18 protein-coding genes are annotated in these 10,871 nt (G+C 48.1%); 3 read left to right on the top strand and 15 right to left on the bottom strand.

The genetic code is table 11. From position 1 onward, the window contains the following. Window positions 1-59: 59 nt before the first annotated feature. The 5 genes from F3I44_RS01160 to F3I44_RS23665 form a co-directional block, all read right to left on the bottom strand. Window positions 60-401: a phage tail protein gene (locus F3I44_RS01160; protein WP_150019214.1), complete on the bottom strand. Its 342-nt coding sequence runs from the start codon at window positions 399-401 to the stop codon at window positions 60-62. A gap of 113 nt (window positions 402-514) precedes the next feature. After that, a complete protein-coding gene (locus F3I44_RS01155) occupies window positions 515-1,651 on the bottom strand; it encodes a hypothetical protein (protein ID WP_223811642.1) in 1,137 nt (378 codons plus the stop codon). A gap of 132 nt (window positions 1,652-1,783) precedes the next feature. Next, window positions 1,784-2,488 (bottom strand): Rha family transcriptional regulator, encoded by a 705-nt coding sequence (locus F3I44_RS01150; protein ID WP_150019213.1) that lies wholly within the window; start codon window positions 2,486-2,488, stop codon window positions 1,784-1,786. 63 nt (window positions 2,489-2,551) lie between these two features. Continuing rightward, entirely contained in the window at window positions 2,552-3,148 is a 597-nt protein-coding gene (locus F3I44_RS24215) for a Bro-N domain-containing protein (protein WP_370461289.1), read from the bottom strand. Window positions 3,149-3,217: 69 nt separating this feature from the next. Further along, window positions 3,218-3,391, bottom strand: a complete 174-nt coding sequence (locus tag F3I44_RS23665) for a hypothetical protein (protein ID WP_190286008.1) — start codon at window positions 3,389-3,391, stop codon at window positions 3,218-3,220. Between the two features lie 78 nt (window positions 3,392-3,469). On the opposite strand from F3I44_RS23665, the gene F3I44_RS01140 reads away from it, so the two are divergent. Then, window positions 3,470-4,294, top strand: a complete 825-nt coding sequence (locus tag F3I44_RS01140; RefSeq protein ID WP_150019212.1) for a LexA family transcriptional regulator — start codon at window positions 3,470-3,472, stop codon at window positions 4,292-4,294. Between the two features lie 35 nt (window positions 4,295-4,329). Here F3I44_RS01140 and F3I44_RS01135 read toward each other — a convergent pair whose 3' ends face one another. After that, the gene (locus F3I44_RS01135) at window positions 4,330-4,704 is read right to left on the bottom strand and encodes a type II toxin-antitoxin system death-on-curing family toxin (RefSeq protein ID WP_150019211.1); all 375 of its coding nucleotides are present in this window, start codon (window positions 4,702-4,704) and stop codon (window positions 4,330-4,332) included. Then, window positions 4,701-4,925 carry a type II toxin-antitoxin system Phd/YefM family antitoxin gene (locus F3I44_RS01130; protein WP_150019210.1) on the bottom strand — a complete coding sequence of 75 codons (225 nt, stop codon included), beginning with the start codon at window positions 4,923-4,925 and terminating at the stop codon, window positions 4,701-4,703. Before F3I44_RS01130 ends, F3I44_RS01135 begins: the two co-directional genes overlap by 4 nt. 268 nt (window positions 4,926-5,193) lie before the next feature. Between F3I44_RS01130 and F3I44_RS23660 the strand changes: the two genes are divergently transcribed. After that, on the top strand, window positions 5,194-5,352 hold the full coding sequence (locus F3I44_RS23660; protein ID WP_190286009.1) for a hypothetical protein: 159 nt from the start codon (window positions 5,194-5,196) through the stop codon (window positions 5,350-5,352). A gap of 33 nt (window positions 5,353-5,385) precedes the next feature. Here F3I44_RS23660 and F3I44_RS01125 read toward each other — a convergent pair whose 3' ends face one another. Then, window positions 5,386-5,580, bottom strand: a complete 195-nt coding sequence (locus tag F3I44_RS01125; protein WP_150019209.1) for a hypothetical protein — start codon at window positions 5,578-5,580, stop codon at window positions 5,386-5,388. A 20-nt stretch (window positions 5,581-5,600) separates the two neighbouring features. Here F3I44_RS01125 and F3I44_RS01120 point away from each other — a divergent pair, with 20 nt between their 5' ends. Beyond that, window positions 5,601-6,224, top strand: coding sequence for a hypothetical protein (locus F3I44_RS01120; protein WP_150019208.1), 624 nt, complete (start codon window positions 5,601-5,603; stop codon window positions 6,222-6,224). Window positions 6,225-6,331: 107 nt separating this feature from the next. Here the strand turns inward: F3I44_RS01120 and F3I44_RS01115 are convergent, their stop codons facing one another. From F3I44_RS01115 to F3I44_RS23855, 7 genes are read right to left on the bottom strand one after another with little or no spacing between them, the layout of a single operon-like run. Beyond that, a complete protein-coding gene (locus tag F3I44_RS01115; protein ID WP_150019207.1) occupies window positions 6,332-6,787 on the bottom strand; it encodes a phage tail protein in 456 nt (151 codons plus the stop codon). 15 nt (window positions 6,788-6,802) lie between these two features. Beyond that, on the bottom strand, window positions 6,803-7,213 hold the full coding sequence (locus F3I44_RS01110; protein WP_150019206.1) for an HK97-gp10 family putative phage morphogenesis protein: 411 nt from the start codon (window positions 7,211-7,213) through the stop codon (window positions 6,803-6,805). Next, on the bottom strand, window positions 7,210-7,599 hold the full coding sequence (locus F3I44_RS01105; RefSeq protein WP_150019205.1) for a hypothetical protein: 390 nt from the start codon (window positions 7,597-7,599) through the stop codon (window positions 7,210-7,212). Before F3I44_RS01105 ends, F3I44_RS01110 begins: the two co-directional genes overlap by 4 nt. Then, entirely contained in the window at window positions 7,592-7,924 is a 333-nt protein-coding gene (locus F3I44_RS01100) for a head-tail adaptor protein (RefSeq protein WP_150019204.1), read from the bottom strand. Before F3I44_RS01100 ends, F3I44_RS01105 begins: the two co-directional genes overlap by 8 nt. 8 nt (window positions 7,925-7,932) lie before the next feature. Further along, window positions 7,933-8,259, bottom strand: a complete 327-nt coding sequence (locus F3I44_RS01095; RefSeq protein ID WP_150019203.1) for a head-tail connector protein — start codon at window positions 8,257-8,259, stop codon at window positions 7,933-7,935. Then, entirely contained in the window at window positions 8,256-9,464 is a 1,209-nt protein-coding gene (locus tag F3I44_RS23860; RefSeq protein ID WP_150019202.1) for a phage portal protein, read from the bottom strand. Before F3I44_RS23860 ends, F3I44_RS01095 begins: the two co-directional genes overlap by 4 nt. Continuing rightward, window positions 9,461-10,804 carry a phage portal protein gene (locus tag F3I44_RS23855; RefSeq protein ID WP_150019201.1) on the bottom strand — a complete coding sequence of 448 codons (1,344 nt, stop codon included), beginning with the start codon at window positions 10,802-10,804 and terminating at the stop codon, window positions 9,461-9,463. The genes F3I44_RS23860 and F3I44_RS23855 overlap by 4 nt, the downstream gene beginning before the upstream one ends. Window positions 10,805-10,871: the final 67 nt, after the last annotated feature.

Raw genomic sequence — 10,871 nt, 5'->3', positions numbered from 1 at the left:
GTCAGACTCCCCGAAGCGGTCAGCGAGTGAAAAGATCAGCTGAAGCCACGGGGAATCCATCAGTTTTTTTTTGCTTCCTCTAGCGTGCCGTAACTGTGGCGCTGAACCACTGTAAGCGCCTCAATCAGCGAGGCATAGGAGTGTGCTTTCATGAGCTCATCCGGTGCTGGCAAATCAGCAATCGGCTGTCCGTCTTCACTCACCAGCGCATTTAGTACCAGGGATGCGCCAGCCATTGCCAGCCCGCGTGTATTATCTTCACTGCGCAGTTTCGCTGCCTTATCTTCAAATTCAGCCAGTTCGTAAGCTGAAAGTCGACGGATAAAAAACTCACTGCCTAAAATAGTGACCGTCAAAGCATCATGAACGGGGCATAAAAGGCGTGACTTAAAGTCTTTCATTTAATTTCTCCATAAAAAAACCACCCCACTAGGGAGTGGTTATGTATAAAAAGGTTTCTATATAAAACTACTGATTTAAGTAATCCAATCACTGGCAAAACTCTTGCAGGCCTTTATAGAGAGCCCTTGTTCGCATTATCTAATTCATTTTGGCACTGAGTTCCATTTTCAAAGGTATACTGTAGGAAAATATACCCTTTAGAATCACTATCTGCTCGTGATTCAATATTTACATCACTTAATCTATTCTTTTTCATAGCATCATTTTTTGAAGTCCACTCTGCTGCAAGCGTTCGCTCTTTTTTTGCAACTCCCATCATCCAATACTCAGGTTCTTTCCATATTGAACCCGGAAGCACAATGTCAATTTTCTTACCATTACCATAAATAGAATCCAAGGATTTTTTTAATTCATTAAACTTTATTTGTAATGCTATACCGTAACTATCAGAGTCAATATCCTTACCCACGGCTCTAATTTGACATAAGCCAACTTGAGGTGAGATAAGTAGAGCGAAGGTCGAAAAATCATTATTACTCTTAGGTAAAGCTTCCGCCAGATAGAGGTTTGTTGAACCTTCAATAGGAGATAAATTAACCCCTGTCATATCTTCTATATTTTTCTTGGTTAACCCCTCCTGCAAACCAAATGGCCCATCTGCTGGCGGCAACAAATTATCCTTACTGTTCTTATCACTCACAACGGGAGAAGAAGATGGTGAATGACTTTTACCGCTGGTTTCGGATATCTGAATCGTCATCATGCCATATTTTGCAGCTAGATATTTTTGTTGTAGCATTGCTAAAGTTTGTTCTTCAGATGCAATGGTCGCCAATTTTATTGTCTGAACAAGCCCAGTATAATTTCCAGAGTCAGCCTTGTCAGAGTCAATTTTAGTTATCAAAGAACCCATCTCATTACTGATCTTATCGGCTAAAGCTGGGTCCGTCTTGGTCCCTTTGGTTTCAAAATCTATTTTTGCACCAGCTTCTAATGCATTTATTCTTTGCTGCAAAAGAGCTTTGTTTATTTCAAGGATTTCTTTTTTTGAAGTGATTAAATTTCTTATTAAACCCTGAGAATACTGCTGGCTTTCTGACAAAGACAACTCAATATCTTTTTCAGTCTTCGATAACTCAACCTTTAAGTTATCAACCAGTTTCTTCTCGCTATCATTTAATTTTGCTGGCCCACAACCTGACATCAAAATGGTTGACAGCATAACGACAAGTAATAGTTTTTTTCTCACTTTTTTATCTCCTTTAAAAAGTTAGCTAAAATCATAAGGCTAGCTGAACTCAAAGGAAAGCAAGAAACAGGCTCAACAATGAGCCTGATCAATGATCTGCTTATGTGGCTGGACCGAGGTCCAAATTGCTGATTAAGCTACCCTGGCCCCGCAAATCAAATGCCGAAGCGCCCTGATGCCTTCAGCGTTGTAGCGAAAGGCTTCAACCTGTTTGTTGCTGTGTGCTGACTTGTCCATTACCGTGATGCCGAACTGATCTGTCTTCAGGTTATTAGCGTTGGCAACTCGCCCAATTTTTTGCGCGGATACGCCTAGCATCTCCCCTACCTCTCGGGCGCTGTAGTAATGCTCTTCTACCTGAGGTAGCGGAAGCAACTCCATGCCAGCGGCATCATTAACAGCACGCGCCATCGCCGTCTGCTTTGCGATATCGCTCAGTTTTGGCATGAAAGATAGTGCGAGGTTCAATGCTTCAACTTCCATTTTTATTGCGCGAGCGCGACGATATTCTGGGAGGTATGACGCGGATTTTTGTGGCGAAACTTCGCCGGACTCAAGCTGACGCCAGCGTTTTGCCACCTTATGACGCAGCGGTATGCTGTAGCCGGTCATGAGAGTAAGTGTCAAATCCTGGTCGAGCCAGAATTCCTGATACGTGCGCCCGCGCTCGTCTTGGTAATCGGCCGAAAAGTCGGCCGATTGAATACTGAGCGCCTCGAACATTTTGCGACAGTCGTCCAGAACGTGTTTGTGCTGCTTGCCGGTCAATTTCGCAATCTCACGGCTCGACATCTTAGTGACAGATGATCTAGCATTTGATACAGTTAACTCAGTCATACGAACCTCGTAGTTGATTTGACGCCTGATAACCAGCAGCTAGACCCTGCTGGTTTTTCTTTTTCAGTAAAGCCTTGCAACTTCCCCCCTCTTCAATTGCTTTTCTGAACCTTCTTTTATTAGTTGCATGAACACACCTCCATCCTGAAAACGATCATGTAAGCGATCTGCTAGCGGCGATTCGATAGCCCTCAATGCTGGTTCTATCTGCCTCTCCCATGCTTCGTACATAAACTTGTAGTGGTCGGCCAGTGCATGAACGTTGTATGCATGGATCTCGCGCTCACTTGGACCTGACTGAACCGGCATGTTAACGGCAACTTCTCGATCCAAAATATCCAGCACCCAGCGGCGGAATTTTTTGGCAGCCGGAGTTGTTGAAAACATGGCTATCAGATGACAACCACGGAGTGAGAAAACACGTACACTTTTTTCACGTAAGTTATTGTTTATTCCATTGGTTATCATTTTGATGACCATTGACATGCTATTGGAAAACTCATCAATGTTGCGTGAGTAAATCGTTGATACGCTTTTGCTTGAGGCATAACCTAGAGCATTTGCTATATCTGCTGAAGTTAGCCAAATTCCAGAAACATTTTCTACAGGGTTAAGCATTACTCCGTGGAAGTCGAGATGTGACTTAGCTACAATGCTCATGTTGGTTTTCTCCAAGATTACTGACATCAGAGGCCCCGTTAGTGTTGACGCACTGCGGGGTTTCGCTTTTTACTGAATGACAAATTCACCTTTTTTTTCCATCTGCATAATCTTATCCATCAGGTAATCCATCATTCCCTGCGCAGAACGGTAAGTTCGCTTAGCGTTACCTTCAACGAACTCTTTTACTTCGGGACGCATCCGATAAGCCATCGGCTTGATCTCTGACTTTTTCTGCTCCATTATTCACCTCATGCACTTTTCATCTTCACACCAACACGGTGTGAGAAGATTATCATCAGGCAGACACAGTGTGTCAATATGAGTTTTAAAGATTCACATATGAAAATAGATGATTCATTTTGTAAACGCATTGCTATAGCCAGAACAGCACTAGGGCTGACTCAATCTCAACTTGCCGACATCGTAGGGATCGTACGCAGGCAAATTGCCGCATATGAAGCTGGAGATTCAAAACCAAGAGATAAGGTGCTGCGAAATTTAGCGGCAGCACTAGGCACATCCACGGAGTGGCTCTCCACTGGAAATGGACGAGGACCTGACGTAAATCACATAAAACGTACCGTAACAGTTCGAGAAATACCGGTTTTGTCATGGGGCATGGCTATGACTCTCTTAGATAATGATACGTCGCCAGCGCATGGCACTCCTTCAATAAAGGACTACATTCCCGCACCAAGTATCTCGATTTCTGAAAATGCTTTCGCGATAGAAATTTCAGGTGATTCTATGGCATCTTCTGGTTCAGTCTCATTTCCTGACGGAACAGTAGTTATATTCGAGCCATATGAGGAAGCTTTTAGCGGAGATTTCGTCTTTTGTAAATTTGACGACGATTTCGCGACATTTAAACAATTGGTACAAGATCAGGGGCAGAAATTTCTGCGTTCCTTGAATCCAGCATACCCACTAATACCAATTAAAGATGTTGAGATAAAAGGCATAGCTATTCACTCTCAAACATCTCTAAGCAGGGCGTATCCTATTGACGCAGGTGACCCTGAACTATCAACATGCAAATCATCAACACTTCTGGCGAGTAAAGATTATGATTCACGGCTTAGTTCACTTGAAGATAAAATTGACCAGATACTAAAGACCATTAACAATAAAAAGCCCGCCTGAATCCAGATAGCAAAAACCCGGCTCAGTGGCCGGGTCTACTCCGCTAGCATTTGCAATTCCGCCGCTACATCCTGCAGATCATGAATTCCCTGTGCCGCCTCCACTATGAAGTCAGCGAACCCCTCATCTGGCGCGATCGACGAGCCATTCATGCCCAGAAAAATCATCGCAGCTGCTACCGAGGTGCGTTTGTTTGCATCGTTGAATCCATGCCCGCGAGCGATGGAAAGCAGTAAGGCTGCAGCCAGAACAAACAGGTCGTCTTCACTCTCATAGACATGGAGGTTTTCAACCCTTGCCACCATGCCCTCAATAAGACCAATATCCCGGAATCCCGGCAATCCGCCGTAAGCTTCTAACTGACTGTCATGGATCGCTATGACCTGGTCGACAGTTAAAAAGAAAATCATTTATCGGCTAGTTCCCTGAAAAGATCCTGATTCTTTGGCTTACCCATAACGCGAGCAAGTGAAGCCTCAAACTTCGCCTGTTGGAATTCTGCAAATTGCTCAGCGGAGATCACCACAACATCCGGTGCAGAGCGGCGAGTGATAGTTACCGGCTGTTTCGTCGCAGTCTCAAAGACACTTGCAAGCTTCTGGCGAGCATCGGAGAACGGTATAGTCATCATGGGGATTACCTCTGGCAAGTGAAAATTATAGTTTGGATTGTACAATCCAAATCTTAAACGGGAGTTTATCACTTGCCAGGTTGCGTGAATACTGTACAGGTAGATCAACCAGCTTAAAGCATCCGAAGATCGCATTTTCCCTACGCATCAGGACGGGCCTCGTAGCCGAGTCGAAAAACCTGATCATTTGTCAGGATTCTCATTCTAAAACTTAAGCGTATATTGCCAATGGGTTTTTCCCTTACAGCAAATTTTGAAAAGGATAATCATGAAAAAAATTATGGTAGCTTTGATGGCGATCGCGCTGCTTTCACCTTCCCTCAGTTTTGCTCGCGGTGGTCACTACTCTGGCGGGCATGGCTCTTCCCACAAGTATGGGAAATACAAAAATGCACGTACGGGCGATCACTACGAAAAACGCCATTGATGTTGTTAAAAACCCGGAGATTAAATTCCGGGTTTATTTTTCATTTGATGAGATGTCGGAACGCTCGTCATGGAGCACTATACGAGCAGGGAAAGCCTGCCTGTTTTGACCTGCAAAGATTCGGAGATTGCCATTTGGCCAGTAACCGGCTGACTGACCATCTAGCGTCTGAAGTGAGATGCCGTCATCTTTGAGAAAGATAATCAGCGTTTCGCTTAAGTTCATCATACAAACCTCACGGAGAAAAAATGGACGCACGTGTATTTATGGAATATTACACTGCCATTGATGTTAATGACCTGCTTTTAAAAGCAGCAACTATTGATGATGATGTAGGAACCACTCTAAGACTACACCTTATTAGCGAGCGCCTCATCGAGTCATGGATTTGTGCATGCTGCAATAACGCCGGATTATTCGGGCAGGATAAGAATCGCGTTCTGGTTGAATGCAGTGCAAAAATTGAGATGGCTATAAATCTTGGGCTTCCTGAGCACTTAGGGAAGGCTTTCAAGGTTCTTAATTCTTTACGAAACGACATTGCTCACAACCCCATTAAGAATTCGATTCCAGACTCTCGCATACAAAGCTTTGCTGAAAAGACTGATAATCACATCAGGCTTTCATCAGATGTGACGCTTTCAAAGCGATATGTGACCGTTAACAGCCCAGATGGCAATGAGGTCGCAACGGTTACTATGGCCTCTGATAGCTCACAAAACAGGCTAAAACTCTGTCTTATTTTTAGCGTGCTAATGCAAGAGATGATGAAATTCGTTGCAAGCAAGCACGATAAGCAGTGGGATAATGATTTCTCCCAACATCAATATTCATTCACTACAAATACAACTGACAGTACTAAGCCCACCTGAGTGGGCCAGTAATAAGCACTGATCATCTGTGAGGATTCCGCAGATTGATTGTCAGGCAGAGCTGGTCACGTTGAAATTTGCATTTGTCCGACCAGGAACTATCGGCCTCAGCTACCCGGATCATCCACTCCCCAGGTCAGGTTGTTCTGCTTACCCTTCACGGTAATCTGAATCACCTCACTGGCTGGTGCCGTGATTTCATTCATCTGCCAGCCAGAAAGCGCCATAATCATTGTGGCGGTTCGCCCGTTCGGCAGCTTGACATAGAATTGTACGGTCTGACGCTGCTGAGCAGCATTCAGAAATGCCGTAAAACTCTGGTTGGTCGGATCGTCGATAAAACCCAGTGACTTTTCCGGGCCTTCAGGCAGGTCGGACAGAAACTGTTTCTGGGTGTCGATCAGGGTGGTGCAGTCTACGAATGAACCTGTAGCACCGGTAGCACCCAGCGCTTTACAGTTAATCAGCGCCTGCATTTCATCGACGGTATCGCCTGATTTACCCCACTTAACCACCGTTCCTGCCGGAAGCATGGCGTATTCGGGTGAAGTTTTGTCTGTCATAGGTTATTACCTCAGTTAACGATTGTTCTGTATGCCCTCGCGGATTTGTACCGTAAGGATTCGCAAAATTTTTGCAGTGTTATATTCCAGCGCCGGACGCATAAAGGGCCGGGCAACCTGTTTAGAGGTGCCATATTCCTGCGCAAGCGCTTTCTGGGTGTGTTCTCGGGAGGGGCCAACACGGATAGTAACGACGGTGTTCCAGCGCTTATTTTTCATCCGGTTGCGGGAAGATACTTTTATGCTGTCGCGCATGTGCGGGCCGGAGCTTTCCTTGTCGTAACCTGCATGCCGGCGCATATCCTCACTGACTATCTGCATAGCCTCTTTACCGGCTTCAGCCAGCACTTTAACCGCTACTTTTTCGCCGAGCGCTTCAAGCTGCTTTTCCAGCTCAGTAAGACCTTTCACTTCCATACGGATCATGTTGTGTCCTCGAAAAAATACAGCGTGAAGTCCCTGACCAGGCGGTACTGAATGCTTTTGCTGGTCAGTGTCGCTCTGTCCTGAACAATATTTCCTCTTTCCACATACTGAACCGGGTAACCGCCGATATAGCCATGCCGGATATCACGCCAGGCCGACCAGATTTTCCTTTCCAGAAGCACCAGATCGGTGTACTGGTCGATTCGATACATGGATATCTGGAAGCGCCCGGCGATTAAGCCGGTGCGTACCAGGCCGTCTTCTACCTCTGGATCAGATATGCGCTGGAAAGTAATGCCCTCCTGCAGCTCATCCGGTAATAGCAGCGGATAAACCGGCATGCCGCTGATGGCTTCCAGTTCAGATTTGATAGCGGCTTCAATCATGGCGCACGTCCCTTTCTGCTTTGATCTCAACGCGATCAGGTTGAGTGCGGTCTACAGCAACAACCGTGAACGTGGCGTCTTTCCAGCAAATTTTCCAGTCGATCTGGACGTCGGCACGTGGGCGCAGCGTAAACAGCCATGTCTCAACGACCTGGGCCTGATCCAGCGTGCGAATTTTTCTGTTAGATTTGACGTCAGCCTTTGCCCAGACAGTGGCCACATCGATGAGCTTTTCGCTCAGGACCTCACCAAGGGGACCGCGTGTAGTATCACGACGCTGCAGCGTTACACGCTTGCTGAGTTCACCTGCGAGAATGGAAGACATAAATCACCTCAGATAATGGTTGGTCGCCGCAGATCATAAATCAGCATCGTCACTGACAATGGCAACTCCCCCTGCATCAGCTTATCGGCATCTTCGCCGTTCCGGTTGCGATCGAGATAACCGAGCAGGACCAGTAACGCGGTCTGAACTCTCACCAGTGGCTCACCATCAACGAGAGCACCCTTGTCATTCACAACCAATTCACGACTGCCCTGTATATAAGAAAGCAGCGCCGCACTACCTGCCTGTATTTTCAGAGTCAGATCGGTGTCGCCCGCATCTTCATCGATCCTCAGATGCTCTTTTGCCTGATCCAGGGTGACAAGCTCAATCATGTTTTATCTCTCCCGTCCCGTCCCCGCTTAGCGGCCAGCGTCCAACCTGTCGAGCCGGTTTCTCCGGGCTTATCCTGAGTTTTAGTGTCGCAGTGCCACAACGATCCACCCCAGGTGACCGTATCGCCCGGCAGGTATTCGGTATCGGCTTTGAAAACCCCGCGATAGAGCATGACTGGCACGTTGAAAGTCTTATTCTCATACTGACCGCTGGCACGATTGACGATGACGTTAAAACAACGCCGCTCATTGAGTGAAACATCTACATCGGACACACCGTCAACCACGCACTCCCATCCACGCATACCAAACGTTTTTTCATACGCTCGCCACAGACCACCATTGTGGGTAGCCCATGTCCCACGCGGATAGCTTTTGCTTTCATCAATGCCAGGTAGCAGCTCCAGCGACAGCGCATCACGACCGTCCTGGGGTACCGGCAGGCTCGCCACCGCTTCACTAACCGCCTGCTTCAGCGCATCAGGATCGTAGTCTTTACCGTCGCGGGGTGCCGGAATGTCAGCAACAGCTATGCTTACCAGCTCTTCAAGCATGGGCCGCACGTCATCAACGGTGACGCTGGTGCCGTCCCTGGGTGCCGGCAGGCTTGCCACCGCTTCACTGACCGCCTGCTTCAGCACGTCCGGATCGTAGTCTTTACCGTCGCGGGGTGCCGGAATGTCAGCAACAGCTATGCTTACCAGCTCTTCAAGCATGGGCCGCACGTCATCAACGGTGACGCTGGTGCCGTCCCTGGGTGCCGGCAGGCTTGCCACCGCTTCACTGACCGCCTGCTTCAGCACGTCCGGATCGTAGTCTTTACCGTCGCGGGGTGCCGGAATGTCAGCAACAGCTATGCTTACCAGCTCTTCAAGCATGGGCCGCACGTCATCAATGGTGACGCTGGTACCATCCTGCGGCCGGGGTAGCGCCGCAATAGCCTCGCCAACCATTGCTGCGACATCAGGCAAAGGTGGAGGCTCGGGTGGGGTGATCGCCGATAAAGCAGATGCTACGAGCGGCGCGAAGTCCGGTTCAGGCGCGTCTTTGAGTGACTGAATATCATTTGCCAGTTGACGAAGGCACTGTTCAGTCGCGCCTTTGTGCTCCTGTAGTCGCTCTTCAAAATCATTGCGCATTTCGCGGAGTACCAGGCCAAATTCCTCTCCCAGCGCTTTTATCAGAGAAAGTTCCCGTTCGTTCATTTTTTGAGTAGCCCCCTGAGCATTGACCGGGTAGCAGCAGTTTCGACGGCTGACAGGGCTTTATCCTGGCTGGCCTCCGGTGCTGGCGGTGAGTCTGCATTCTTACTGCCGAAGGGATTGTCCGACGCGTCGCGCCGTGCCAGCGCCTCGAGGCTGTAGTTTTGCTGCTGAAGATAGAGTGAGTCGCCACCGGGCACCGCAGGAAGATTCTCACTGCGCCGGGCCTCGTTGGGCGTAAGAATAGTGTTTTTAACACCTTCACCCAGCGTTTTAAGGCGGCGTTCGCTATCCATACGCAGCAGCGCGTTAACGTCAAATTCCGTGCTGCTATTACCTTCAAGCTCAAAAGCCTCATCCAGGAGTATTTCAATTGACTCAATCAGCGTCTGAAGACACTGTGAGTAATACTGCTGTTCCTGAGCCTCGATGTTGTCGCCAGAAGGCATGGCACCGATCCCAATCTTGTAGGCCGGGACATGAAACGTGGAGCAGACGATCTGCGCCGTCATGCTGAGTTGTTCAACGGTCTGGGAATCCACAGCCGACACTGCAGCCGGATTATATTTTGCACCGTTACTCAGTACGGCGGTTTTGCCAGCATTCTCACCTGAATAGCCACTATCCCAGCTGGCTTTAATTAGCTTCGCGTTTTCTTCACTCAGCGATCCCGGCACCTCAATAACACCACCCGGCCGGCTGCCATTGCGAAAGAAATGAGCGGAATTCTCCTGAATATGGTGCCCCTGCGTTGCAGCAAGTCCCGCTGCATATATCGGGGATAGTCCGATGAGCGGATGAAACAGACAGTTAAACCGGTCGTGAATGATTTCTCTGGCCGGTACGGTTATCGTCGTTTCAACGCCGGTCATATTGTCCGGGCTGATTTGGTAAAAGACCGATCCATCATCGGCGACCAGCGGCGTAACTTTGTGCCAGTCCAGCAGCCGCAGTTCGGTAATGTCGCCGCGGCTGTTACGGATTTTCAGGGCGATAGTATTGCCATGACAGAGCTTGGAATTGATCCAGTGTTCAAAAAACTGTATGCGGTTCTGAAAAGCATTAGGCCTTTTGCAGAGAGCAGCCGTTTTGCCTGTGGTGAGCTCTTTTTTAACGCCCTGTGAATCGCTCTGCATTAAACGAAGGGGCATTTTGGATATATCGCTGGCTATAAGAGAAATGCAGGAAAATACCGCGTAAAACGACAGTACGGTGTCCTGATTAATCTCAAGGTTTCGCTGCCATGCACCGGCAAAGGGCTCATGAACGAAGCCAAACAACGGTGTCCACCCACGGCTAACTGGCTGTTGCATCGCCTGCTTTTTTCTGAAGGGATTCCACATCAGCTCCCCTCCGAATCAGTCTTTTTTTTCCTGATGCCGGGTCGTTTTCCGGTCACATACTCGGCCT

This window comes from Pantoea sp. F_5 (genome assembly GCF_008631595.1).
GTDB lineage: Bacteria > Pseudomonadota > Gammaproteobacteria > Enterobacterales > Enterobacteriaceae > Pantoea > Pantoea gossypiicola.
The sequence above is the reverse complement of the archived record's forward strand: the minus strand, read 5'-3'. Positions and strand labels throughout refer to the sequence as shown.